Source organism: Corynebacterium mycetoides, from assembly GCF_900103625.1.
GTDB lineage: Bacteria > Actinomycetota > Actinomycetes > Mycobacteriales > Mycobacteriaceae > Corynebacterium > Corynebacterium mycetoides.
This window is the reverse complement of the sequence record NZ_LT629700.1, coordinates 891,319-917,040: the sequence shown is the minus strand read 5'-3', so window position 1 is coordinate 917,040 and position 25,722 is coordinate 891,319. Positions and strand designations below refer to the sequence as shown.

General features: G+C 68.7%; 21 protein-coding genes. 12 read left to right on the top strand and 9 right to left on the bottom strand.

Annotation, left to right across the window (positions count from 1 at the left end; genetic code table 11):
• Positions 1–71: 71 nt before the first annotated feature.
• On the top strand, positions 72–695 hold the full coding sequence (locus BLS40_RS04460) for a hypothetical protein (RefSeq protein WP_092149318.1): 624 nt from the start codon (positions 72–74) through the stop codon (positions 693–695).
• A gap of 57 nt (positions 696–752) precedes the next feature.
• Here BLS40_RS04460 and BLS40_RS04455 read toward each other — a convergent pair whose 3' ends face one another.
• The gene (locus BLS40_RS04455) at positions 753–2,441 is read right to left on the bottom strand and encodes an ABC-F family ATP-binding cassette domain-containing protein (RefSeq protein ID WP_092149315.1); all 1,689 of its coding nucleotides are present in this window, start codon (positions 2,439–2,441) and stop codon (positions 753–755) included.
• A gap of 2 nt (positions 2,442–2,443) precedes the next feature.
• A complete protein-coding gene (locus BLS40_RS04450) occupies positions 2,444–3,418 on the bottom strand; it encodes a DUF6263 family protein (RefSeq protein WP_231908517.1) in 975 nt (324 codons plus the stop codon).
• 118 nt (positions 3,419–3,536) lie between these two features.
• On the opposite strand from BLS40_RS04450, the gene lspA reads away from it, so the two are divergent.
• From lspA to dnaE, 7 genes are all read left to right on the top strand, one after another.
• Positions 3,537–3,983: a signal peptidase II gene (gene lspA, locus BLS40_RS04445; RefSeq protein WP_231908542.1), complete on the top strand. Its 447-nt coding sequence runs from the start codon at positions 3,537–3,539 to the stop codon at positions 3,981–3,983.
• Positions 3,973–4,899: an RluA family pseudouridine synthase gene (locus tag BLS40_RS04440; RefSeq protein ID WP_092149309.1), complete on the top strand. Its 927-nt coding sequence runs from the start codon at positions 3,973–3,975 to the stop codon at positions 4,897–4,899. The genes lspA and BLS40_RS04440 overlap by 11 nt, the downstream gene beginning before the upstream one ends.
• On the top strand, positions 4,896–5,441 hold the full coding sequence (locus BLS40_RS04435) for a hypothetical protein (RefSeq protein ID WP_092149306.1): 546 nt from the start codon (positions 4,896–4,898) through the stop codon (positions 5,439–5,441). Before BLS40_RS04440 ends, BLS40_RS04435 begins: the two co-directional genes overlap by 4 nt.
• A gap of 83 nt (positions 5,442–5,524) precedes the next feature.
• Positions 5,525–7,144 carry an efflux RND transporter periplasmic adaptor subunit gene (locus BLS40_RS04430; protein ID WP_092149303.1) on the top strand — a complete coding sequence of 540 codons (1,620 nt, stop codon included), beginning with the start codon at positions 5,525–5,527 and terminating at the stop codon, positions 7,142–7,144.
• Between the two features lie 43 nt (positions 7,145–7,187).
• On the top strand, positions 7,188–7,910 hold the full coding sequence (locus BLS40_RS04425; protein WP_092152170.1) for an ABC transporter ATP-binding protein: 723 nt from the start codon (positions 7,188–7,190) through the stop codon (positions 7,908–7,910).
• A gap of 4 nt (positions 7,911–7,914) precedes the next feature.
• Positions 7,915–9,192, top strand: a complete 1,278-nt coding sequence (locus tag BLS40_RS04420) for an ABC transporter permease (RefSeq protein ID WP_092149300.1) — start codon at positions 7,915–7,917, stop codon at positions 9,190–9,192.
• Positions 9,193–9,273: 81 nt separating this feature from the next.
• Positions 9,274–12,834, top strand: coding sequence for a DNA polymerase III subunit alpha (dnaE, locus tag BLS40_RS04415; RefSeq protein WP_092149297.1), 3,561 nt, complete (start codon positions 9,274–9,276; stop codon positions 12,832–12,834).
• Positions 12,835–12,925: 91 nt separating this feature from the next.
• Here the strand turns inward: dnaE and BLS40_RS04410 are convergent, their stop codons facing one another.
• Together BLS40_RS04410 and BLS40_RS04405 are read right to left on the bottom strand one after the other, a co-directional pair.
• Complete coding sequence (locus BLS40_RS04410) at positions 12,926–13,327, bottom strand: hypothetical protein (RefSeq protein ID WP_092149294.1); 402 nt, start codon at positions 13,325–13,327, stop codon at positions 12,926–12,928.
• Between the two features lie 74 nt (positions 13,328–13,401).
• A complete protein-coding gene (locus BLS40_RS04405; protein WP_092149291.1) occupies positions 13,402–15,246 on the bottom strand; it encodes a choice-of-anchor I family protein in 1,845 nt (614 codons plus the stop codon).
• A 179-nt stretch (positions 15,247–15,425) separates the two neighbouring features.
• On the opposite strand from BLS40_RS04405, the gene ilvA reads away from it, so the two are divergent.
• Positions 15,426–16,733 carry a threonine ammonia-lyase IlvA gene (gene ilvA, locus BLS40_RS04400; protein ID WP_092149288.1) on the top strand — a complete coding sequence of 436 codons (1,308 nt, stop codon included), beginning with the start codon at positions 15,426–15,428 and terminating at the stop codon, positions 16,731–16,733.
• Positions 16,734–16,758: 25 nt separating this feature from the next.
• Here the strand turns inward: ilvA and treZ are convergent, their stop codons facing one another.
• Positions 16,759–18,495, bottom strand: a complete 1,737-nt coding sequence (gene treZ / locus BLS40_RS04395; protein WP_172807998.1) for a malto-oligosyltrehalose trehalohydrolase — start codon at positions 18,493–18,495, stop codon at positions 16,759–16,761.
• A 31-nt stretch (positions 18,496–18,526) separates the two neighbouring features.
• Here treZ and BLS40_RS04390 point away from each other — a divergent pair, with 31 nt between their 5' ends.
• From BLS40_RS04390 to BLS40_RS04380, 3 genes are read left to right on the top strand one after another with little or no spacing between them, the layout of a single operon-like run.
• A complete protein-coding gene (locus BLS40_RS04390) occupies positions 18,527–19,222 on the top strand; it encodes an IMPACT family protein (protein WP_172807997.1) in 696 nt (231 codons plus the stop codon).
• 10 nt (positions 19,223–19,232) lie between these two features.
• On the top strand, positions 19,233–19,475 hold the full coding sequence (locus BLS40_RS04385; protein ID WP_092149285.1) for a hypothetical protein: 243 nt from the start codon (positions 19,233–19,235) through the stop codon (positions 19,473–19,475).
• Between the two features lie 7 nt (positions 19,476–19,482).
• Positions 19,483–19,860, top strand: coding sequence for an RNA-binding S4 domain-containing protein (locus BLS40_RS04380; RefSeq protein WP_092149282.1), 378 nt, complete (start codon positions 19,483–19,485; stop codon positions 19,858–19,860).
• A gap of 31 nt (positions 19,861–19,891) precedes the next feature.
• Here the strand turns inward: BLS40_RS04380 and BLS40_RS04375 are convergent, their stop codons facing one another.
• From BLS40_RS04375 to BLS40_RS04360, 4 genes are all read right to left on the bottom strand, one after another.
• A complete protein-coding gene (locus BLS40_RS04375; protein WP_092149279.1) occupies positions 19,892–20,887 on the bottom strand; it encodes a GTP pyrophosphokinase in 996 nt (331 codons plus the stop codon).
• The gene (gene treY, locus BLS40_RS04370; protein ID WP_092152164.1) at positions 20,884–23,448 is read right to left on the bottom strand and encodes a malto-oligosyltrehalose synthase; all 2,565 of its coding nucleotides are present in this window, start codon (positions 23,446–23,448) and stop codon (positions 20,884–20,886) included. Before treY ends, BLS40_RS04375 begins: the two co-directional genes overlap by 4 nt.
• A gap of 67 nt (positions 23,449–23,515) precedes the next feature.
• Entirely contained in the window at positions 23,516–24,082 is a 567-nt protein-coding gene (locus tag BLS40_RS04365) for a hypothetical protein (protein WP_157672440.1), read from the bottom strand.
• Between the two features lie 140 nt (positions 24,083–24,222).
• Positions 24,223–25,722, bottom strand: coding sequence for an exonuclease domain-containing protein (locus BLS40_RS04360; RefSeq protein WP_231908516.1), 1,500 nt, complete (start codon positions 25,720–25,722; stop codon positions 24,223–24,225).

Genomic DNA, 25,722 nt, shown 5'->3' with positions numbered 1-25,722 from the left:
TTGGGGTTTGGCGTTATAAAACGGTAACCTCGGGCGGGTTACACCCCCCTTTAAGGAGACGTGAGAGAAAAGTGAACGCAAGGAAACTCACCGCCGCAGTGGCAGCATTCGGTGCGGCCTTGACCCTGGCGGCCTGCTCGACGGGCGATGACGCTGAGCCCGGCGCCACCTCGACCACAGCTACCGCCGAGCCCGTGCCGGGATCCACCGAGGCTGCCCCCGCCACGCAGCTTCCCACCGCCGCGGAGCTCAACGGCGTCCTCGCCCGCGCGACGGACCCCGCCCTGCCCATGGAGGAGCGCGTGCTCACCGTCCAGGGCGGGGAGACCGCGCCCGAGCTTTTCGACGTCATGGCGCAGTCCCAGCAGGAGTCCGGCGCTAACTTCCAGGTCGTCGACCCGGTCCTTCCGGGCTACGAGCCCAACACCGTGCTCGCCACCGTGAGCTTCACCCAGCCCGCCGAGGCCGCCGACTCCACCGGACTGGCCGAAAACGTCGAGTTCGTGTTCGAGGACGGCCACTGGAAGCTGTCGCAGACCTGGGCCTGCACCCTGGTCACGCACACGCTGCCCCCGGAGCAGCTGCCGGCGATGTGCCAGGCCGCCCCGGCGGGGGCGCCGGCCGAGGCTCCCGTTGAGGCCCCGGCGGAAGCACCGGCCGAGGCTCCCGTGGAGGCTCCCGCGCCCGCGCTCTAGGGCACCAGTGCACGATGTGATGTTGCACTGAGCCAGTCGCCGGCTGCCGGCCGCCGCCTACTCGCGCCACTCCTCCTGCTCCCACAGCGTGGAGAGCCGGACCACCCGCGCCCGGGAATCTCCCCGGGCAATGCGGTCGCGCCAGCGCCGGCGCAGCCACCGGTCGTGGCTGGTGATCACCACAGTGCCCTCGAAGTCCAGCAACGCGGTCTCCAGCTCCTCGGCGAGGACGAGGGAGATGTGGTTGGTGGGCTCGTCGAGAAGCAGCAAGTCCGGCGGTGAGGCGAGGATGACGCCGAGGGAGACCCGGCGGCGCTGACCCAGCGAGAGGTCACCCAGCGCGGTCGCCGCCTGCTCCTCGCTCATCAGACCCATCTCCACCAGCGTCGGGGTGCCGGGTGGGACGAGGGAGTCGAAGACGTCCTCCGCGGTGCGCGAGAGATCTTCCCAGGTGTCGTCCTGCTCCAGGCGGGCGACGGTCATCTCCTCGGGCATGACGAGCTCGCCTGCGAAATCGGTGAGCTCGCCGTCGAGGATTTTCAGGAAGGTGGACTTGCCCGAGCCGTTCGGCCCCTCGATCAGCAGCTGCTCGCCGGGCTGGACTTTGAGGTCCAGCGGCGCGAGACGCCCGGGCACGCTGAGGCGGGTGGCCACGACCGCGGGCAGGCCCAGGCTCGTCACCGCATGCGGAGGAACTCCCCGGAAGGTTAGGGGCTCGGGCGGGGCCGGGATCTCGGCGCGCTCGAGCGCGTCGAGCCGGCTTACGGCAGAGCGGCGCCGGTTGCCCACGGTTTTCGCGGCGCGGTCGGCGTAGAACTTCGCCGAGCTGCGCGTCTCGGACTTGCTCGCCTGCGAGTGGAAGATGTCGTCGGCGCCCTGCTCGGCCGCGGCGGCCAGGCGGGCGCGCTCGTGCTCCTGGGCCGCGTAGTCACTGGCCCAGCGCTCGCGCAGCTTCGTCCGCGCCGTGAGGTAATCACTGAACGAGCCGGTGAAGCGGGCGCCCTGGCGGGTGCCTTCGCCGAAACCCCCCTCGGGCCCGAGGGAGGGGTCGAGGTCCACCAGCCCGTCGCAGGCCTGGTCCAGGAAGTAGCGGTCGTGGGAGGCGACGAGCACCGGGCCGGCGAACGCGCGCAGCTCGTCGACGAGGAAGTCCACGGCCTCGTCGTCGAGGTGGTTCGTCGGCTCGTCCAAGACCATGGCGTCGACGGGGCGCAGCAGGAGGGCGGCAAGGGCGAAGCGGCGGCGTTGACCGCCCGACATCTCGCCCAGCGGCGTGGACAGGGCGACGTTGGACAGACCGAGGCCGGCGAGCACGGTGGCGATGCGCGCGTCGAGCTCCCACACGCCCGAGTTCTCGGCGCGGCTGAGCGCGCGGTCGAAGTCGGCCGCCAGCGTGGCGTTGTCCGGCTCCGCGGCCATGCGCTCCGAGAAGACGGTGATGTCGCGCTCGACGGAGCGCAGCTCGTGCACGGCGGCGTCGATAAGCGAGGACGCGGGCTCGGTAAACGGCAGGGAGGTCTCCTGGGCGATGAACCCGGTGGCGAGCGGGGTGATGAGCGTGCCCGCGTCGGGCCGCAGCAGCCCGGTGATGACGCCGAGGAGGGTGGATTTGCCCGCCCCGTTTTCCCCGATCAGGCCCGTGACTGAGCCGGAGGGGACGGCGAAGGAGATGTCGGTGAGCACGCGCCGGCCGCCGGGGTAGGTGTACGAGATGCCGTCGAGGCCAATGTGTAGGGCGGCGACCACGGCTAAACCCCGAACTCCACGGCGCTGGTGATGTCCTGGACCACCCGGGCCTCCGGGCGCGGCCCCGCGTAGATCACGCGGGTGGTGGCGGACACGCGCCCGCTCACCGGAAGGGGGCGCCGCAGGTCGACGGTGAGCGAGCCCTCGGAGGTGGTCGAGGAATTCTCCACGGTCAAAGTCGCGCCGTCGAGGTCGCCCGCGATCTCGTTGTCGATGGTCAGCTCCGGCTGGGTCGGGCGCTCGTCGACGGACACGTCGAGGCTGACGGTGTCGCCTTCGGCGCCGGTGACGGTGTAGGTGGTGGTGCGCAGCATGCTCGTGTCTCCCGTGACCCGGCTGGAGACGGTCCACACCCCGCCCACGCCCACCGGCTCGGCGGGGAAGACCACGGAGGCGGACATGAGCGACAGCAGTGAGGACTCCACGATGCTGCGCCCGGTGGTGGAGGACTCCGGCGGGGCGAGCAGCTTGAGGGTGTCCACGCGTCCGGAGGAGGCGGCGCGCCAGGACATGAGGAACCCCTCCGCGGTGGCGACCTCCTGTCCCAGGGCAAGGTCGGAATGCGTGCCGGGCCCGACAGTGAGATCAACGCGGCGGTCGGCGGGGTTCTCTCCGACGCCCGGTGCGGGGGCGGGCCGGGATGTTACCGACAGCGGCAGCGTGACGCGGTTGACGTCTCCGCCTGCGGGCGCGTCCGGCGAGAGGCCGGAGGCGTTGTGCACGGACTGATCGATCCCGCCGTACACCGCGGCGGTGGTGCCCCAGGGCCCCTCGTCCCCGTTGTCTCCGGCGTGGTCCGCGTACTCGAGCACGCGGGGGTTGTCCCCGGGGGTCACCAGGGTTACCGCCGGGGAGTCCACGGCAAACGCGGGGACGTCGGCCACGGGGTCGGGCTCGGCCCGGGAACATCCGGCAAGTGCGAGCGCCGCCGTGAGGGCGGCCGCGATCACGGCGGGGACTCGGCGCTGAGTAAACACTCTTTGAACCTACCGCACGGCCGCGGGCTAGAGTTGTCAGGCGATGGAGGACAAACAATCGCCCGCACAGCCCGAACAGCCCGCGCGACACCGGTGGACCTGGTTCATTGTGGGCATCATGGCGGCCGTGGCGGCGGTGGACCAGGTGGTCAAGCAGCTCGTACTCGCCTTCCTCGAGCCGGGCGTGCCCGTGCCGGTCGTGGGCGACTGGTTTCGCCTCTACCTCCTGTTCAACCCGGGGGCGGCGTTTTCCATGGGGCGGAACTCGACCTGGCTGTTTACCACCATCCAGCTCGCGTTCGTGGTGGGCTCGCTGATCGCCGCGCCGCGGATCCGCGACCGCTGGGAAGCGCTGGGGCTGGCGCTGATCGCCGGGGGTGCGATGGGCAACCTCATAGACCGGCTGCTGCGAGATCCCGGATTTTGGTTCGGTCACGTGGTGGACTACATCTCCGTGGGGCGTTTCGCGGTGTTCAACATCGCGGACGCGTCGATCACCGTCGGCGTCATTGTCTTCGTCGCCGCGGTTTTCGCCTCCGAGCGGAGGTCGACGCATGGCGGGTGAGTTTCGCGCGCTGCCCGTGCCCGAGGGGCTCGACGGGATGAGGGTGGACCAGGCCGTGTCCAAGCTCTTCGGCCTCTCCCGCAGCGTCGCGGCCGAGATCGCCGCCGAGGGCAGCGTGCTAATCGACGCCTCCCCGGTCACAAAATCCGACCGCGTCAACGCCGGTGCGCTGCTCGAGGTGACACTGCCCGAGCCGAAGAGGCCGCCCGAGCCGAAGGCGGAGCGCGTCGAAGGCCTAGAGATCATCTACCAGGACGCGGACGTCATCGCCGTGGACAAGCCAGTGGGCGTCGCCGCCCACCCCACGCTCGGCTGGGACGGGCCCACCGTCGTCGGCGGCCTGCAGGCGATGGGCATTGCGCTTCCCGACGCCGGCCCGCCCGAACGCAAAGGAATCGTCCAGCGTCTCGACGTCGGCACGTCCGGGGTCATGGTGGTTGCTGCAAGCGTCCAGGGCTACTCCGTGCTCAAACGCGCGTTCAAGGAGCGCACGGTGGACAAGACCTACCACGCGGTGGTCCAGGGGCTGCCGGATCCGATTGTGGGCACGGTCGACGCCCCGATCGGCCGTCACCCGTCCGCCGGGTGGAAATTCGCGGTGACCTCGGACGGGCGCCCCGCCGTGACGCACTACGAGCTCATCGAGGCCTTCCGCGAGGCCAGCCTGCTGGAGGTCCACCTGGAAACCGGCCGCACGCACCAGATCCGCGTCCACATGTCCGCGGTGGGACACCCCTGCGTGGGTGACCCGATGTACGGCTCGGACCCGAACCTGTCCAAGCGCCTCGGGCTGATCCGGCAGTGGCTGCACGCCACCAGGCTCGGGTTCACCCACCCGCGCACCGGCCAATACACCGTGGTGGAGTCGCCGTACCCGGCGGACCTCCAGCACGCGCTCGAGGTCCTGCGCGGGTGAGAGCGGGAACGCGGGCCGTAATCGCCGTCGTTGTCATATGCGCCCTGCTCGCCGGGCTGTGGGTACTTGGTGTGAGGGCGCAGCCCGCTCCCGTCTACCAGGGCGACAGGCTCGGCATGGTCACGGGGGAGAGTGCCCGAGACTACGGCGCGCGTGCGGAGGCGTCGCTCGGCGCCTGCGACGGTGGGGGCGACGGTGCGGTGTGGGCGCTCGTGTCCTTCGACGGCGAGGAGGACCCGCGGCGTGCCGCGGACATCCTCGCTCCGGCGCCGCGGGTGAGCGCCGTGGTGTTCGGCGGGGCGGCCGCGCGCCCTGTGCCCGAGCCCGTGCGCGGCGAGGGGCGCGAAAGAGCGTTCGAGCGCGAGGCGGACCGGTTGAAGGCGGCCACCGGGATTGAGGGGGCTCGCCCGACCGGGGCCGTCGTGCGGGCGGACTGCGCTGACCTGCGGGAAATCCGCTCCCGACGCGGCGTCTACGCGGTGGAGGCCCTGCCCGCCGACGCGCGATGGTCCGCCTTTGCCATCTCGCCGGTCACGCCCTGACCCGGTCGCCGCGCCGTCGGCGCGGTCCGGGCACACGTGTATAGTTTTCCAGGTCAGATTATCACCGCCCCTGAGGAGCAACTTTGGTTTCCGTCCCCGGAATCGGCACCCCGTTCGGCCCCACCGCCAATGGCCCGGTGAGGCCGTGGCAGATCCATATCAGGCGGGCTGCGGTTGCGGCGGTGTCGGCGTCGCTGCTGTTCGCCTCCGCCTGCGGCCTCGGCGGAGCCGACGAGAAAAACGGGCTCGGCGCGGGGGACTACACCGTGGCGCGGGAGGACGGCGTGACCAACTCCATCGTGGTCAACGGAAACATCGGCCCCATCCGCTCGCTGAGCATCACCACCCCGCTGCAGTCGAAGGTGGAGCGCGTCGCCGTCGCGGCGGGGGACAGGGTCGGCGTGGATCAGTTCCTCGTCGAGATGGACAGCACAGACGCCGAGCGCCAGCTGGCGCAGCAGCAACAGCAGCAGGCGCTCGCCCAGGCCGACGCAATGGACGCCGTAGAAACCTCCCAGGCACAGCTCAACGCGGTGCAGGACCAGATCAACCGGGGCGTCTACCCCTCCATCGCGCAGGCTCAGGCGGCCGTGAACCAGGCCCAGGCGGCCTACGATGCCGCCGTCGCCGCCCAGGGTGCAGTGGCGATGGACGCCTCTGCAAACCAGGTGAAGAAAATCATCGGGGACATCAGCTCCGGCAGCATCCTCCCCGGTTCCGGGCAGCCGGCCCCAGCGCCGGCGCCCGCCCCCGCGCCGGCACCCGCCACCGCCCCGGATACACAGCAGCAGCTCATCCAGCAGGAAATCGGGCGCCAGCGGGAGGTGGCACAGGCACAGCAGCAGGCTACCGGCCAGGCGAACGTCGGGCAGGCCTACGCCGCGCTGCAGGACGCCTACGCGCAGCTCGACGTCGCCTACGCGCAAGCGGCGCAGGAGCGAGACCAGCTGCAACGCCAGGTGGATTCGGCGTGGCGCAAGGCGGAGGCGGCGGGCGACGCCACCGGCGACGGCAACCTGGAATACCAGGTCCAATCTGCCACCGTGCACGCCCCCATGGCGGGCCTTGTCACCACTGTCGACGTCTCGGAGGGGGACATCCCCCAGGGCAAGCTGCTCACCATCGCGGATGACTCGCGGCTGAAGATCCGCACCAATGTCCGCGAGGGGGACGTCTCCACGATCGCGGCCGGCAACAAGGTGCGGTTTACGTCCACGGCGACGGGCGACACGGAGTTCGAGGGCAAGGTGACATGGGTCTCGCCGGTCGGAAGCGCCGGCGAGCAGAAACCGGACGGCCAGGGGCAGGGAACCGTCATGTTCCCCGTCGATATCGAGGTCACCGGCGACAAGGAGGGCCTCCTGCTCGGCGGAAGCGTGCGCGCGGAGATCATCACCGAAGAAGACGCGGACTCGCTGTCCGTCCCGCTGGACGCGGTGTTCGAGGACGGCGGGGCGAAGAAGGTGCTCGTCCTCGCCGCAGGAGACGGCGAGCGCCGCGGCACCGTGGAGGAACGCACCGTGACCACCGGCGCGGCCAACGAGGTGGATGTCGCCGTCACCGGCGGCGACCTGAGAGAGGGCGACATTGTCATCAACTGGCCGGACGAGTACCGCGGCCGGGTCGGGGAGACGGTCACCATCGGGGACCCGAACTTCAACCCGGACGATGTCGCCGCGGCGCGCGAGGAGAACAAGGGCTAGACCTGTGACCGTTCCCGACACCCCGGCCGCGACCAGCCCGAACATGGCGGATACCGGCCTGCTTATTGACATGCGCCGGATCGTGAAAACATACAACCCCGGTGAGCCCGGAGAGGTGCGTGTCCTGCACGGTATCGACTTCTACACCGCGCAAAGCGAGTTCGTCTCCATCGTCGGGCCCTCCGGCTGCGGCAAGTCCACGTTGATGAATCTCATTGGCATGTTGGATCGCCCCACAGAGGGCGCCTACGCCTTCAACGGGGAGCCGGTATACGCCAAGGTTGACCAGGAGCTCGCCGCCTACCGCAGCCAGAACATCGGATTCATCTTCCAGAACTTCAACCTGATCGGCCGCATTGACGCGCTCCAGAACGTCGCCATGCCGATGATGTACGCGGGCGTCGACAAGCGGGAGCGCGAGGAGCTCGCGGCCGACCTGCTGAACAAGATGGGCATGGGCGACCGCCTCAACCACCTGCCCAACGAGCTCTCGGGCGGCCAGAAGCAGCGAGTGGCCATCGCCCGCAGCCTCGCCAACGACCCCGACCTTCTGCTTGCCGACGAACCCACCGGCGCCCTGGACTCCAAGACCGGCCGCATGGTGATGGACCTGTTCCATGAGCTGCACGAGGACCTGGGCAAAGCCATCGTGTTCATCACCCACAACCCGGAGCTGGCGGAAGAGACCGAGCGGATCGTGGAGATGAAGGACGGCGACATCGACGCCATCCGTCGCCCCGCCGGCCGTCGGGCGGGGGAGGACTAGACCCGTGAACTTTACCGAGTCACTGCGGCTTGCCGCGTCGAGCCTGAACAACAACAAACTGCGCTCGCTGCTGACCCTCCTGGGCATCATCATCGGCATCATGGCCGTGATCATCATCATGACCCTGGGCGCGGGCCTGCAAAAAGAGGTGATGTCGTCCCTGGAGGGCGTGGGTGCCACGAACCATATCGTCGTGGTCCACGAGCGCGGCGAGCCCGGGGCAAACCCCGACGACCCCTACGCCGAGCTCAACTCCGCCCCGCCGCGGGACGAGCAGGACCAAGTGTCCTTTGAGCAGCTCGAGGAGCTGCGGACCCATTTCGGCCCGCGCGTGCGCGGGGTGGATGTGCCCAACACGATTTCTAGCAGCGGCGACGTCACGTACGGGGACTCAACCTCCTCGGTCACGGTCTACCCCTCGATGACCCAGACCCTGGCCATGCGCAACGAGCAGGTGGAGTTCGGCCGCGGGCTCAGCGAGACCGACATTGCTCAGGGTCGGCCGGTGACGGTGGTTTCGCCCACTCTGGTCACGGCGCTTTTCGGGGGCGACGCGCAGGCGGCGCTCGGCGAGCGCATCGACGTCACGGTGGGCAACAACACCGCCGTCTTCACCGTCGTCGGGGTGCTCAAGGATCAGGGCAACGCGGGCATGTTCGGGGGCGACCAGTCCCTCGGCGACAGCTTCATCCCGATCAGCGCAGCGGACCGGCTGGGCACCCAGATCAGGTCTCTGAGCAGCTTCTCCGTGCAGTCGTCCCCGGAAGAGGACACCGCGGCGTTCCAATCCGAGCTGCAGAGCTATCTGAATCGCTGGTACGAGCGCAACCCTGAGTTTCAAATCACGGTGGTGGACCTGTCGGCCGGGCTCGAGCAGCTCACGAGCGTCTTCGGCATCATCTCCACGGTGCTCTCCGCCATCGGCGGGATCTCCCTCGTCGTCGGCGGCATCGGGGTGATGAACATCATGCTGATCACCGTGACGGAACGCACCCGCGAGATCGGCATCCGCAAGGCTCTCGGAGCCACGCAGCGCGACATCCGCACCCAGTTCATCGTGGAGGCCATCTTGGTCTGCCTCATCGGCGGCGTGATCGGCATCGTGCTGGGCTCGGTCATCGGCATGGCCGCCACCTCGGCGTTCGACGCGTTCGTCCTCCCGCCGCTGAATGCGGTGCTGATGTCGCTGCTGTTTTCCCTGGCCACCGGCGTGTTCTTCGGGGCGTACCCGGCGTCGAAGGCGGCGAAGATGCAGCCCATCGAAGCGCTGCGCTACGAGTAGCTCCCGAGGAGTTTCCGGGAGGTTACAGCGCTGTGATTTGGGCGCTTTCGCCTGTCGGGGCAGGGGGCTAGGATAGCCCGCATGGCCAAAAACTCCTCCTTCGTCCACCTGCACAACCACACCGAGTTCTCCATGTTGGACGGGATGGCCAAGGTGGATCTGCTGGCGGACGAGGTGGTCCGCCAAGGCATGCCGGCGGTCGGCATGACCGACCACGGGAACATGTTCGGCTCCAACGCCTTCTACCGCCGGATGGTCGACGCGGGGGTCAAGCCGATCATCGGCATCGAGGCGTACATGGCCCCGGAGTCGCGCTTCAACAAGAAGCGCGTGCTGTGGGGTACCCCGGATCAGAAGGGCGACGACGTCTCCGCCTCCGGCGCCTACCTGCACCAGACGATGCTGGCGGAAAACGCCACGGGATTGCGCAACCTATTCAAGCTGTCCACGCTCGCCTCCTACGAGGGCCAGCTGGGTAAATGGCCGCGCATGGACGCGGAGCTCATCGCCGAGCACGCCGACGGCATCATCGCCACCACCGGCTGCCCCTCGGGGGACGTGCAGACCCGCCTGCGCCTCGGCCAGTTCGACGCCGCGCTTGAGGCCGCGGCGATGTGGCAGGACATCTACGGCAAGGACAACTACTTCCTAGAACTGATGGATCACGGCCTGCACATCGAGCGCCGGGTCCGCGACGACCTGTTGCGTATCGGCGAGATGCTGGATCTCCCGCCGCTGGTGACCAACGACTGCCACTACGTGCTCGAGTCCCAGGCCCCGGCGCACGAGGCGATGCTGTGCGTGCAGACGGGCAAGACGCTGCTGGACCCGGACCGTTTCAAGTTCGACGGCACCGGCTACTACATCAAGTCGGCCGCACAGATGCGCGAGACGTGGGACTCCACCGTGCCGGACGGGTGCGACAACACGCTGTGGATCGCGGAGCGCGTGGGCGACTACTCGGAGCTATGGGAGGAGCACCCGCACGACCGCATGCCCATCGCGGACGTCCCCGAGGGCGAAACTCCGACGACGTGGCTGCGCAAGGAGGTCGCGCGCGGGCTCGAGGGCCGTTTCCCCGGCCAGGAGGTGCCGCGGGAATACACCGAGCGGGCGAACTACGAAGTCGACGTGATCGACATGAAGGGCTACCCCTCGTACTTCCTCATCGTCGCCGAGCTGATCAAGCACGCCCGCGAGATCGGCATCCGCGTGGGGCCGGGCCGCGGTTCCGCCGCCGGTTCATTGGTGGCCTATGCGCTGACCATCACCAACATCGACCCCATCGAGCACGGCCTGCTCTTTGAGCGCTTCCTCAACCCGGAGCGGCCCTCCGCCCCCGATATCGATATCGACTTCGACGATCGCCGCCGCGGCGAGATGATCACCTACGCCGCCGAGCGCTGGGGCGAGGATAAGATCGCCCAGGTCATCACGTTCGGCACGGTGAAGACGAAGCAGGCCATCAAGGACTCCGCGAAGGTGAACTTCGGCCAGCCCGGCTTCCAGATGGCCGACCGGATTAACGGCGCGCTGCCGCCCGCGATCATGGCCAAGGACATTCCGCTCTCCGGCATCACCGACCCCGAGCACGACCGCTACTCCGAGGCGGCGGAGGTCCGTTCGCTCATTGAGACGGACCCGGACGTGGCCAAGATCTACGAGACGGCGCGCGGGCTCGAGGGCGTCGTGCGCCAAGCCGGCGTGCACGCCTGCGCGGTGATCATGGCGTCCGTGCCGCTGATGGACCACATCCCGATGTGGAAACGGCCCGCCGACGGTGCCCTGATCACCGGCTGGGACTACCCGGCCTGCGAGTCCATCGGGCTGCTCAAGATGGACTTTCTGGGGCTGCGCAACCTCACCGTCATCGGCGACGCCCTGGAAAACATCGAGAAGAACCGCGGCGAGACCATCGACCTGGAGACCCTGGACGTGGACAACGCGGCGGTCTACGAACTGTTGTCGCGCGGGGACACGCTGGGTATTTTCCAGCTCGACTCCGGCGGCATGCAGGAGCTGCTCAAGCGCATGAAGCCGACCGGCTTCAACGACATCGTCGCCTCCCTGGCCCTGTACCGTCCGGGCCCGATGGGTGTCAACGCCCACTTGAACTACGCGGACCGCAAGAACGGGCGCAAGCCGATCACCCCAATCCACCCGGAGCTGGAGGAGCCGCTGCGCGAGATCCTGGACGAGACGTACGGTCTCATCGTCTACCAGGAGCAGATTATGAGGATTTCCCAGAAGGTGGCGAACTACACCGCCGGCGAGGCGGACGGTTTCCGCAAGGCCATGGGCAAGAAGAAGCCCGAGGTGCTGGCGAAGGAGTACTCCAAGTTCTCGGAGGGCATGTTTGCCAACGGCTTCAGCAAGGATGCCGTCGACGCTCTGTGGGGCACGATCGAACCGTTCGCCTCCTACGCGTTTAACAAGTCGCACGCGGCGGGATACGCCCTGGTCTCCTACTGGACGGCGTACCTGAAGGCGAATTACACGGCGGAGTACATGGCCGCCCTTTTGACGTCGGTGGGCGACAAGAAGGACAAGTCCGCCATCTACCTCGCCGACTGCCGCCACCTCGGCATCAGCGTGCTGCAGCCGGACATCAACGAGTCCGAGGAGAACTTCATGGCCGTGGGCGAGGACATCCGCTACGGCCTAGCCGCGGTGCGCAACGTGGGCGCGGAGGTCGTTGAGTCCATCAAGGAGACCCGCCGCACGAAGGGGGCTTTTACCAGCTTCTCCGACTACCTGGACAAGATCGACTTGCTGGCCTGCAACAAGCGCATCACGGAGTCGCTGATCAAGGCCGGCGCCTTTGATTCGCTCGGGCACCCGCGCAAGGGGCTCATGCTGATTCAGGAGGACGCGGTGGATTCGGTCCTGACCACCAAGAAGGCGGCCGACAAGGGGCAGTTCGACCTATTCGCCAGCTTCGGGGGCGACGGGGACGCGCCCCAGGCGGCGTTTTCCATCGAGGTGCCCGACGACGAGTGGGACCGCAAGCATCTGCTCGCGCTCGAGCGGGAGATGCTCGGCCTCTACGTGTCGGGGCACCCGCTGGACGGGTTCGAGGAGGCGATCGACGCCCAGACGGACACCCAGCTCACCGACATTCTCTCCGGCGAGCTGCGCAACGGCGCCGAGGTCACCATCGGCGGGCTGATTTCAAGCGTGGACCGCAGGTTTTCCAAGAAGGACGGCTCCCCGTGGGCGATTGTCACCATCGAGGACCACCACGGCGCCCAGGTGGAGGTGCTGCTCTTTAACAAGGTGTACGCCCTCGTCGCGCCGCAGATCGTGGAGGACAACATCATCTTGGCGAAGGCGCACGTCTCCATCCGCGACGACCGCTTCAGCCTGTTCGGCGATGACGTCAAGGTGCCGGAGCTGGGTCCGGGCAACGGCGCGGGCTTGCCGCTGCGGCTGACGCTGCGCACGGAGCAGTGCACGCTGGACAACATCCGCAGGCTCAAGTCCGTTCTGGAGGCGAATCCGGGCGATTCGGACGTCTACCTCAACCTGGTCTACGGCGACCAGTCGCAGATGATGGTCCTGAGTGACCATCTGCGCGTGGAGCGCTCGGCGAGCTTGATGGGCGACCTCAAGGCGAACATGGGCGTGGGCATTCTGGGATAGCTGCTTGTCGACGCATGTGAGCCCCGCAAGGGAAACCCTTGCGGGGCTCACATGTGGTGCGTGGCCGGTGTCCGGCGTTGGCGGCCCGGGTTTAGCGTCCCAGGAAGTCGCGGATCATGGCCTGGAGCGCGGGGGAAGCCGGGATGATGATGGCTGCCGCCTGGGCCAGGGCGGTGGTGACGACGATGATGAACTTGAGCACCGCGAAGAACGTCTGGCCCCGCTCGGACAGGGAGCTAGCCTCAACCAGGCCGGCGGAGCTGCTGTCCGGTGCCGGCGCCGGCGTGGTGGTCGTGGTGGTCGTGGTGACCGGCGCCGCCGGGGTGGTCGTGGCCGTTTCCGTAGCAGTTTCCGTGGTGGTTGCAGCAGTGCTGGTGCTGCTGGTGGTGCTGGTGGAGTCATCTCCGGTGGTGTCCTCGGCGGATGCCGGAGCGGTGACGAGGCTGGCTGCGAGGGCCGTTGCGATGGGAGCGGTGGTGAAGCGACGAATCACGGTTAATCCTTCGAAGTTGAAAAGGCGGGGATGCTTGCGAGTGATGTACCGCGCAATCTCCGCCGGCGGTAGTTTTAGAACGGCAGCTGCGGCAGGTATGCCGCCAGCGAGGGGAGCGGGTTGGGGATGATGCCCATGTTGACGGCGCCGGCGACGGCGGCGAACGCGCCGAGGAGAGCCACGAGTGCGCCGAGGATGAAGCCGGTGACACCCTCCGAAGAACCATCGGAGCTCGACGAGCCCTCCGCGCTGGAGACCGGGTCGGTCACGGGCGGGGCGATGAGGGAATCAACCTGGTAGATCGTGGTGGAACCGGAGACCTCGTTGCCCACGACGAGGAGGTTTTCGCCTGTGGGGGAGTCGCTGGCCGGAATGAAGGTCAGGCCCTCGGGGCCGAGGTCGCCGGTATTGCTCGAGAAGTCGCGGTTGTTGATGTAGGCCTGGTAGGTCGCGTTGGCCGGGTCGGTGACGTCGTAGACCATCACGCCGCCGATGCGCTCGAGGCCGATGAAGGCGTAGGTGCGGCCGTTGATCGTGCCCAGGGCCACGCCCTCGGGCTCGGGGCCCTTGTCGTCGGACCGGGAGTCGAACTCGGCTTTGTTGTTGTTGGAGTTGAAGTACTCGGGAAGCACGCGCGCGGTGATGCGCTCGAAGTCATCGGCCGAGTCGAACACGCGGGTGCCGTCCGCGGAGAAGACAGAGAAGCTGCGGCCGCCGAAGGCGTAGAGGTCGTCGTAGCAGGTCCCCTCTGCGTTGAGGCCGAAGGCCGTGGTCAGCTTCAGGCGACCGGCGCCGCCGTCGGAGCGCAAGAAGGTCAGCTCGTCGGGGTTGAGCCCGCCGAAGCCCTCGCACAGCGGGGCGGTGTCCTCGCCGAAGTTCTTGAGGCTCTCCTCCTCGGAGTACGCGTCCCAATCGCGGGAGTCGCCCTCGTTGGCGGTGACGATGTAGGTCTGCCCGCCCGCGGTGTAGGAGGCCACGGCGTCCGGCTGGAGAATGCCCTTGATGGGCCAGGTGCGGAGGTTGATGCCGCCGTCGCGGTCGGAGGCGTCGAAGGCGACGGACGTGCGGTCCTGGTAGCCGAGCGGGAGGATGCGTTCGACGGTCGCGGTGGCGACGTCCACGACCGCGATGGCGTTGTTTTCCTGCAGCGAGACGTACGCCGTGCCGCCGGAGACCGTGATGTACTCGGGCTCGAGGTTCTGGGCGACGGTGGTGGACGCCCCGACCTGGCCGAAGATGTGGACCCCCTCAGGCAGCGCACCTTCCGCGTTGAACGCGGTGAAGTCCGCGGTGCGGACGTCGGCCTGGGCGGAGGCCTCGAGTCCGCTGCGCAGCGCGACAACGGAGACGGACCCCTCCGGATCCACCGAGTAGTCGGAGGCCGGCTCGCCTTCGTTGGCCACCAGGGCGTGCGCGCCGTCGGCGGTGATGGTGACCATGTCGGGCAGGGAACCGACGGTGACGCGGCCGAGAACATCGAAGGTGTCGGAGGCGGCGTCGAAGAAGATGAGCTCGCCCGGGAGGGTCTTGTCGGCATCCGGCTCGACGGTGGCCACGGCGAGGCCGTCAGGCCGCACCGCCACGGAGTTGATGGTGGTGCCCTCGCCGCCGGACACGGTGCCGATGTGGGTCGGTGCGGTGGGATCGGAGACGTCGAGCACGTCGATCATGCCGGCCTGGGCGTTGACGATGAGCACACGCTTGGAGGCGGCGTGGTACGCGACGATCTCGGCCGCGGACTTATCGAAGATATCCGTGTCGTAGGAGCCGATCGCCGCGATGTCCACTGTCGCCGCGGCGGCCCTGTCGTACACCGGGTTGTCCACGACCTCAGCCTGGGCGGGGCTGGCGAGAGTGACGGCGGCGGCCAGTGCGGTCGCGGCCGCGAGACCGACGGATGCGGTGCGGGAGATGCTCACGAAAGACACCTTTCAAGAAATGCGGAAGTAATTGGCAGTCAATTATTAGCTGTGTGAAGTGTCACCGAGATGGATTCGGGAACAGGGCCAGGTGACGGTCTGGCAAATGACACGTAAACAACCTCCGGGCGGGGTGCGTACTCGGGGCCGGAGAAGCGGGAGCGATACACTAGCTGTCCATGAACGCAGCCTCGAACGCAGCCTCTAATGCAGCATCGAACTTCCAGCCCGTGCACGCGGCCGACATCCAGGCGGCGCAGGCGCGAATTTCGTCTGTCATTGAGCCGACCCCGCTGCAGTACTGCCCGCGCCTGTCCGAGCGCTACGGGGTGGAGGTGTACCTCAAGCGCGAGGACCTGCAAGACGTTCGCTCCTACAAGATCCGCGGGGCCTACTACAACATCGCCAGCCTCAGCGACGAGGAGAAGGCCGCGGGCGTCGTGGCGGCTTCCGCCGGCAACCATGCCCAGGGCGTTGCCTACGCCTGCCGGGTGATGGGCATCCGCGGCAAGATCTTCGTGCCCAAGCCCACGCCGAAGCAGAAGCGCGACCGCATTCTCGTCCACGGCGGCGACGCAATCGAGCTGGTGGTGGTGGGCAACAACTTCGACGAGGCCGCCGAGGCCGCGCGCGCGGACGCCGCCGAGCGCGGCGCCACCGTCGTCGAGCCTTTCGACGCCCGCGCCACCGTCACCGGTCAGGGCACCGTCGCCGCCGAGATCGTGAGCCAGCTGACGGTGCTCGGGCGCGAGCTGGGCAGCGTCATCGTTCCCGTCGGCGGCGGCGGGCTACTCGCGGGCGTGACATCCTACCTGGCGGACATGGCGCCGCTGACGTCGATCGTCGCCGTGGAGCCGAAGGGGGCGGCGTCGCTGCACGCGGCGATTGACAACGGCGGGCCGGTCACGCTCGACGAGGTGGACCCCTTTGTGGACGGCGCGGCGGTCAAGCGCGTCGGCGCCTACCCGTACGAGATCATTGACGCGAACCTGAGCCGCATCCACCTTGTCACCGCGGACGAGGGCGCGGTGTGCACCGAGATGCTGGGGCTCTACCAGAACGAGGGCATCATCGCCGAGCCCGCGGGAGCGTTATCCGTTGCTGGCCTGAGCGGCGTGACGCTGGAGCCGGGCAGCACGGTGGTGTGCATCATCTCGGGCGGCAACAACGACGTGTTGCGCTACGCCGAGATCATGGAGCGCTCCCTGGTCCACCGCGGTCTCAAGCACTACTTCCTGGTCAATTTCCCGCAGGAGCCGGGCCAGCTGCGCTCCTTCCTCACCGACATCCTGGGTCCCGAGGACGACATCGTGTTGTTCGAGTACTTGAAGAAGAACAACCGCGAGACCGGCACAGCGCTCGTCGGCGTGGAGCTGACCCGCGCGCGGGACCTCGAGCCGTTGATGGAGCGGATGGAGGCCTCGCCGATCGACTGCCGCCGGCTCATGCCGGGCACGCAGGAGTACGACTTCATCGTCGCCGGCTAGCCCACGCCGGCTAGCCCGGCACCGGCTAGCGCTCGACGAGCGCGAACCCCCACGGCTCGAGCACCGTCTCCTCGGCGGTCACGGTCGGGTCGCCGAAGGAGTACACCAGCGTGCCGCCGTGGGGCACCGTGACGGGCGCGTCGGTGAAGTTGGCGGCGAGGAACACGTCCTTGTAGCCCATCGTCAGCCAGGCGTCCGAGTTGTCCACCTCCAGTTCGCGCAGGTCGTCGAGGGCGAAATCGTACTGCTCGCGCAACCCGATGAGCGCCTGGTACGCCTCGAAGATTTCGTCCTGGTCCCGGTCGAACTCCCACGACAGCTTCGCCGAGTAGAACGTCGCCGGGTCGGCGGGGTCCGCCACGTCCTCCGGGTTCCAGCCGAGGCGGGCGAACTCGGTGAAGCGGCCCTCGCGGGTGAGCCGGTTGAGCTCCTCGTCCGTGTGCGAGCAGAAGAAGGGGAAGGGGGTGCGCGCCCCGTACTCCTCGCCCATGAACAGCATCGGGGTGAACGGGGAGCACAGCACCACGGCCGCCTTGAGCAGCTGCTGGGCCGCCGTCAAGCTTTGCGACGGCCGGTCCCCGGCCGCCCGGTTGCCCGTCTGGTCGTGGGTGGTGGTGTAGGTGATCATCCGCCACGGGCCGATCTGGGACAGGTCGAGGGGGCGGCCGTGGGTGCGGCGCCGGAACTCCGAGAAGGTGTTGCGGAACCTGTAGGCGTGGCGCAGGGTATCGGCGAGGATGTCGACGGTGCCGAAGTCGACGTAGTACGCGTGCCGCTCGCCGCTGACCAGGGTGTGGATGCAGTGGTGGACGTCGTCAAGCCACTGAGCGGAGAGACCGTAGCCGCCGACGGACTCGTCGTTGACAATGCGGGGGTCGTTTTGATCGGTCTCCCCGATGATGGTGCGCGGAATCCCGGTCTGCCCGGCGACGGAGTCGGACACGCGGCGGATCTCCTCCATGATGGAGTAGGCGCGGCGGTCGTCGTAGGCGTGCACGGCGTCGAGGCGCAGCCCGTCGAGGTGGAACTCGTCGAGCCACTGCCGCACCGCGTCCAGGATGTAGGCGCGCACCTCGTCCGAGGCGGGGCCGGAGAGGTTGACCACGTCGCCCCAGTCGGTGCTGCCGGCCGTCGTGTACGGGCCGAACATGCCGTTGTAGTTGCCGTCGGGCCCGAAGTGGTTGTACACCACGTCGAGGATGACGGCGATGCCCCGGTTGTGCGCGGCGTCGACAAGCTTTTTCAGCCCGCGCGGGCCGCCGTAGGATTCCTGGACCGCGAACCAGTCCACGCCGTCGTACCCCCAGTTGCGCTCGCCGCCGAACGGCTGGACGGGCATGAGCTCGATGGAGTTGATCCCGAGGTCAAGCAGGTAATCCAGCTTGCCGGCGGCCGCCTCGAAGGTGCCCTCGGCGGTGAACGTGCCCACGTGCAGCTCGTAGATCACCTGGCCGCGCAGGTGCCGTCCCCGCCACGCGTCGTCCGTCCAGGGAAAGTCGGAGTCCACGATGGCGGAGGCGCCGTGCACCCCGTCTGGTTGGCGGCGTGTGCGGGGGTCGGGCAGCGCCTTGGTCCAGTCGGTGCCGTCGAAAAGCCGGTAGGCGTAGCGCTGGCCATCGCGCGGGGCGGCGATCTCGGGTGCGAGGACCCACCAGCCGCTGCGGGTCGGGTCGGGGGACATGGGGTGCTCGGCGTCGTCGACTAGCAATCGGACGTCGTGCGCAAACGGTGCCCAGACCTCGAATTGTTCGGGTAAAGACATGGTGACAACAGTAGTAACATCGGGGGCCACCATGCCAAACATTCCGCCTCCGTATGATCGGCCCGCCGCCGGCCCGCCGGTGACCTACGAGCTGGAGATCAAGCGCTCCAGGTTCATCGCCTGGGTCGCCCGCGCGGAGGACGAGGCGCAGGCGCGCGAGCTTGTCGACGCCGCCCGCGCCGCGTTCCCCGACGCCCGACACCACTGCAGCGCGTTTATCGTCGACGGCGGCGCCACGCACCCGATCGAGCGCTCCTCCGACGACGGGGAACCCTCCGGCACCGCGGGCACCCCCATGCTCGACGTGCTGCGCGGCTCCGGCATGCGGGATGTGGCGGCAGTGGTGACGCGCTACTTCGGCGGCATCAAGCTCGGCGCGGGCGGGCTCGTCCACGCGTACTCGAACGCGGCGGCGGGGGCCACCGAGCTGGTGCCCCGGGTGCGCCGCCGCGTCCGGGAGCTGTCCACGGTGTCCCTCCCGCATGCCGAGGCCGGGCGCGTCGAGTCCGAGCTGCGCCGCGCCGGCATCGACGTCGTCGCCATCGACTACGCGGCGGCGGCGCGCTACACCCTCGCGTTCGACCCCGGCGAGGCCGCGCGCGTAGACGCCGTTGTAGCCGCAGCCACCCACGGCGCAGCCCAGGCGAGAAGCGCCGGGCACGACTGGGTGGAGGTGGGTGTGGAGGTGGATGTAGAGGTGGATGTAGAGGTGGACGGGGACCGCTAAGCTTGGCACCATGACATTGCAGCCTCGCCCGAACAACCCGATCGAAGCGCGCAAGCAGGCGGTGCGCACCTACTCCCGCAACGCCGTTGCGTGGGCCGGCGGCGGCGCCGTCGGGGGCGTGGCTCTCGGGTTCCTGCTGGGCAGCCCGTTTTCCTTCACCATCTTGATCCTCGGCCTGATCGTCGGCGTCATCGGCGGGTACGTGAACTACAACAAGGTCCAAAAGATCGTCAACCACCGGGACAATTACTAGACCCTTTATGACAGCCCCCGATTCCGCGCCCGTCCGCCTCGACGTGTGGCTGTGGGCGGTGCGCATTTTCAAGACCCGCTCCCAATCCGCCGACGCCGTCCGCGCCGGGCACGTCAAGCTCAACGAAGCGCCGGCGAAGCCCGCCGCCCAGGTGGTTCCGGGCGACCACGTGCGGGTGTGGAAAGACCACCGCTACCTCGAGTTCGAAGTCACCGGCACCGTGCGCAAACGCGTCGGCGCCCCGGTGGCGAGCACGATGTACGTGGACAAATCCCCGCCGCCGCCCCCGCGCGACATCTTCGCCTCGCTGCCGGTGCGCGACCGCGGCGCCGGCCGGCCCACGAAGAAGGACCGCCGCGCCATCGACCGGCTGCGCGGGCTGTAACGACTGTGACGGCTGCGCGGACTGTGACGTTCTAGCCGCGTCCCTCCCGCAGCGCAGCAAGGCGTGTCCCCAGCCGCGAGCGCCGCATCTTCGGCCGGTTGCCCGCCTCGGCGGTGCGCTCGATGTGCGCGGCGCCGAAGCGGTTGAGCAGGATGTCGTCGATGATGCGGACCTGGCCGGGCACGAACGCGTAATCCATCACGTTTTCCACGGCCTCCACGTCGGCGGCGTCGACCACCTCCGTCAGACGCGACAGCGTCTCAATGCCGTGGGCGCGCAACAGCTCCATGAGGAAGCGGTAATCGCTCGGGCGCGACAGGGGGAAGCGGTTGCCCAGAAGGACCGTGAGCACCCCGGGCAGGGTCTCGGGGGCGAGCTCCGCGTCCACCCCGGTGTCCACCGTGTGGTGGGGGTTGTTGATGCTCGCGATCTTGTCGAACTGCTGGTCCGCCAGCTCGATGAGCCCGGCGGCCAGCGTGAACGCCCGGTCGATCTGCGGGTCCGTTGCCTCGCCCGAGCGCTTGTAGCGGATGTCGTGCTCGAACTCCGCCCACGCGTGCTGCAGCACCGTGCGGATTTGCACCTCGAACTGGGTGCCGGCGTAGGACTCCAGGTTCTCGGACTTCTCGGTCACGCGCAGGACGACGTGGTGGGAGCCGTACCCGAACCCGCCGGCCACGCGCGTCTCCTGCGCCTTATCGACGCTGCGCAGCACCTCGAACTCGTCCGCCACAAGCTTCAGCACCGCAGGGATCTCGGTGGAGTGCAGCACGGTGATCCGCGCCCCGATGATGTCGCGGATGTCGTTCCACGGGTCGGGGTAGACCGGCGCGCCGTCGCGCTGCTTGCGGGCCTTCGCTTTGAGCGACGGCCACGATTTGATGCGGACGTCGACGCGGTCGTAGTTCACGCCGGCGTCGCCAAGCAGCTCGACCAACGCCTGCTGGAACGCCGTCGCCGCCTCTGGGTGGGCGTTTACCCACGCGAAGTACGTGGAGCCGAGCCGGGCGATCGTGTCGTTGTTCACGGGTGCCACGGGTAGCCGCTGATGAGCTTGGAGGAAACGAGCAGGGCCGTGGGCAGCACTGCCAGAACGTCCTTGACCGGCACCGTGCCCTCGAAGGTCAGCCCCGACATGCGGTCGACCCACGTTCCCTCGGGCAGTGTGACCGTCGTTTCGCCCCATCCGCCGCGACGCTCCAGGGAGAGCGGGCGCCGGGTGGCGAGCGCGATAATGCCCAACCCGGAGGCGCCGCGGACGTCTCTGTCGCCGCGCGCGATGCCCACCAGGTGCGACTCGGCTTCGCCCACCGCGAAGACCGGCTGGTGCTCGCCCGTGAGGAAGACGTCGGGGTAATCGCGGCGCAGTGCCAGCGCCTCGCGCACCACGGTCTGCTTGGCGCGGTCGATGATGCCCGGCAGGTGCGGGTACAGCGCCGGACCGGCGGGCACCTGGTCACTGCCCTCGGTCTGCCCTTCGGGCCCCGGGCCTGCGCCGAGCGAGAGGAACGCCGAGAGGGATCGGTCGCTGCCGGTCTTGAAGTCGAGGTACTGCTCCAGGGTCTGGGCGCGCTGGGTGTAGTCCACGAACCTGCGGTTGTCCGGGTCCACCAGCGACAGGTCAAAGTACTCCTGGCCCTGGTAGGTGTCGGGGATGCCGGGGCCTACGAGCTGCAGCATCTTGCGGCCCAGCGACACCTGGATCGCGCCGTTGTGCAGTTGCTGGGCGTACGCGGAAACGGCGGAGGTGACGGGGCCGTAGAGCAGGGCGTCCACCCAGTCGAGGACGGCCTGCTCGAAGGCGGCATCCTGGTCGAACCAGCTCGTCTTCACCCCGGCCTCGCGCACGGCTTTGATGGCGTAGTCGTGCAGGCGCTGGCGCAGCTCGTCGGTGATCTCCCCGTCGTGCGGCCACACGCCCAAGATGTTCTGCAGGAGGAAGTGGCCCGTGGCGGAGTCCGGCGGGGGCACGATCGCAGCCACCTGGCGGGCTAGCTCCGCGAAGTCGCTCGCCTCCTCGGTGATCTCGATGATCCGCGCGCGGGTGTCCTCCGAGCGCTTCGTGTCGTGGGTGGTCAGCGACGTCATCGCCTGCGGCCACAAGGTGGCGCGCTCCTGCTGCAGGAGGTGGAACTCGGCCGCCGAGACGCCGAAGCGGCCCGGCGCGCCCCCGACCTCCTGGAGCGCGACTAGGCGGCACGCGCGGTAGAAGAGGGTGTCCTCGACGCCCTTGGCCATCACGGCGCCGCACACCTGGGCGAAGCGCGTCTTGGCCTCGCTGTTGGCCAGCAGCGCCGCGGTGATGAGGTCGAGCGCGTCGCGACGGGACGGGAAGCGCCTGGCCATCTCCGCCACGACGGACGACGTGATGCGCGACAGGGAGATGTAGTCCGCCCGGTAGACCGGGATCGCCGCCACGAGCTCGATGACGGTGGTGGTCAGATCCTCGTCCGAGACGGTGTGTCCGGCGGTGGAGAAGTTGTCGCGGCGGATCGCGCGGGTGAGGCGGCGGATCTCTGCTCCCAGCTCGGAGGCGGCGACGTCGCGCTTGAGCTGGTGCTCCGCCGCCTCGATCGCGTCCTCGTCCCACGTCGAGCCGGACTGGTGCAGCGCCAGCATGCTCAGCGCGTCCTCCGCCTCGCGAGCAATGAAGATTCCGTCGAACTCGCGCATCGCGTCGTATCCGGTGGTGCCGTCGACCGCCAGGCGGGGATCCAACGGCTCGTTGACGCCGAGGATCTTCTCCACCACCAGCCACCGGTCATCGCCGATGAGGTCGCGCAGGCGGGTGAGGTAGTCAAACGGGTCGGCCAGGCCGTCGGGGTGGTCCACGCGGATGCCGTCGATGAGGTCTTCCGCGATGAGCTGGCGCAGGATGCGGTGCGTCTGCTCGAACACCAGCGGATCCTCCTGGCGGATACCGGCGAGGCCGTTGACGGAGAAGAAGCGGCGGTACGAGATCACCCCGTCGCGCCAGAACATGAGGCGGTAGTGCTGGCGCGAGTAGACGTCCACCGGGTCGTCGTCAAGCGAGGAATAGCTCTCCGGATCCAGTGGGAAGTAATTGTCGTAGTACTTGAGCACGTCCTCGTCGATCTCGTCGAGGTGGACCAGCTCGAACTTGTCCTCGTCGCCCTCGGCGCCGAGCACGGGCAGGCCGAGCCGGCCGCCGGCGCCGTTGTCCTCGTGCCAGTCGATGTCGAAGAAGGACTCGAACTCGGATTCCTGGCCGTGCTTGAGCACATCCCACCACCAGCGGTTCAGGCGCGGGGTTTCCACGCCCAGGTGGTTGGGCACGATGTCGAGCACGATGCCCAGGCCCGCCTCGTGCGCGGCCGCCGCCAGCTCGCGCAGCCCTTCGATCCCGCCGAGCTCCGGGTTGACCACCGTGGGGTCGGTGACGTCGTAGTTGTGGTTCGACTCCTTCACGGCGGTGAAGATGGGCGAGAGGTACAGATGCGACACGCCGAGGGAGCGCAGATAGGGGACCTGCTCCGCGGCCTCCGCGAAACCGAACTTCCTTCCGGCGGGGTCGGCGTGCGGTCCGCGCAGCTGGAGGCGGTAGGTCGAAGTGATCGGGCGTCGCATCATCTGCTCCTATGCTGGGGGGTGTTCCGCCGTCCAAGAGTAACCGTCTTCGGGACCCCCGGGGGTTTCAGCCCGCTACCACCACGGGGAAGCCGACCGAGTAGCGCAATACGCAGGCGGAGGGGAACCGGCGCGCGAACACGGGCGCCGGCGCGTCGAACACGAACAGTTCCCGGAAGTCGCGCGTGAGGTAGATCAGCTCTTGCCGGGGGCGGATAATGGCGGTGAAGTGCGCATGGGCGGCGCTGAACAACCGGGGGTGGGCGAGCCACGCCGCCGGCGCGACGTCGTCCTCGCGCAGCTGGTACCCGGGCGGGAGCCCGCCGCCGAGCTCGGCGGCTGCGTCGCGCACCCAAAATTCGGTGCGGCCGTCGCGCGTCGCGCCCGCCAGGACGTTGTCGGCGGCGATGTTCCATGCGGCGTGCACACTGTGCCCGCGCGCGCCGATACTCTGGTGGCTAGCCTCGCGGCCGTCCGCGTCGACCATCACCGCGGCGAGCTGGGGCGAGAGCGCCACGTACGCGGTGGAAGAGGAAAAAGACGGTTCCGTCCACAGCCCGGCCCCGGCATCCTCGGACACACAGGGGCGCGCGCCCGCGCGGCCGGGCCGGCCGGCGGGGCGCACACGGCTCACTAGGCGGGGGGTTACCCCCCACATCGCGGAGGGGGCGTGGGGTCGGTCGGTGCGGGAAGCGGCGGGCGCGGTCATGCATCATTAGACTGCCGCGGCCGCGCCGCGGTTCCCGCGCGGGGCGAAAACCATCCGCCCGCCGTCTAGAACGGCGGCTGCTCCAGCCCGAGCGCGTCAAAGAGACGCTGCGCGGGCCAGATCTCGATCTCTTGGCCCTTGTCCATCAGCTCGCGGGCGCGCTTCTCCTTGGTTGTCGTCGTCGCCCACTCGCCGGTGACCAGGATCGTCGTCTTCTTGGTTACGTTCTTGCCCACCTGGCCGCCTTGGTCGGCGATACCCGCCCACAGCTGGCCCTTGTCAAAGGGCTCGAACTCGCCGGTGAGGGTGACGTTGTGCCCGTACAGCGGGGCGTTCGGGTCCGCATCCGGGTTCGGCTCCGGGACGGTGTCAGGGGTTGCCACCGACTGCCACGGGGCGGGCCCGCGGGCGGAGCGCTCCTGCTCGCCGGAGGGCGCCGTCCGCGCGCCGGGCCGGGAGGAATCGGCGGCGGTTGCGGGCGAACCGTCCGCGGCGGGGGAGTGCTGGTTGCTGCCGCGCGGGGTGACCACGCCGCCGTGGGCCAGCTCGGCCTGGAGCGCGCGGGCGGCCCCGGAGCGGTCGCGCAGCACCGGGGTGACCCGCTCGGGCGCGATCACCCCCATGGAAAACCCCGTCGAGTGGACGTAACTCATGAGGCTGCCTTCGTGCCCGGCGTCGCGCGCCAGCCCCACCATGATGCCCGCGCACGCGGCGGCGTCCTCGCACGCGTCGTGGTGGTTGTCCAGCCCGACGCCGAACTTCTCGGCGAGGGTGGGCAGGCGGTGGTTGGCCACGTCCAGCTTCGCCGCCCGAGACTGCGCGAGGGTGCAGGCGAACATCACGGTCGGGATGTCCCGGCCGACCGCGCGGCACGCGTCGCGCAGGGCTGTGGCATCGAACTGCGCGTTGTGCGCCACGAGCGGCAGGTCGCCGACGAAGTCGACGAGCTGGTCAATCCGCTGCGCCACTGACGGCTGCCCCGCCACATCCTCGGCGGAGATGCCGTGGATAGCCACGTTGGATGGATCGAACTGATCCATCCCCTTCGGGGGAGTGCACAGCCACGAGGCTCGTTTCACCTCCACGCCGTCGATCACCCTCACCAGGCCGATCTGGCAGATAGACCCCCAGTTCTGGTTCGCCGTCTCCACATCGAAGCCCACGAGGTCGAATCCCGGGATGCCGGCGCTTGCTCCGTCGCCGTCACCGGCGCCGGCACCGCCACTGGCGGAGGTCGAGTCGGGGATCCGGCCGGAACGCAGCGCCTGGACGAGCTCATCGAGCTGCTGCGGGCCGGCAGTGTCGCCCGGCACAAACCGCACCACCAGCGTTCCGTCCGAGTGCTCGACGTCGCACACGGCGCCGCGGTAGGCGTCACCGTCGTTGACACGGACACCGGCAAGGGCGGAGGCGTCGATGCGGACATCCGCCGCGGAGCCGGTGAGAGCCGCGCGCAACGGCGTGGGACGTGCCACGAGCGTGGCGCCGTCGGCGAAAATCGTCGCCCCGTTGGTGCTTAAGGCATCCCCTGCGGGCAGGGCGGGAGCGTTATCCGCGGATTCCAC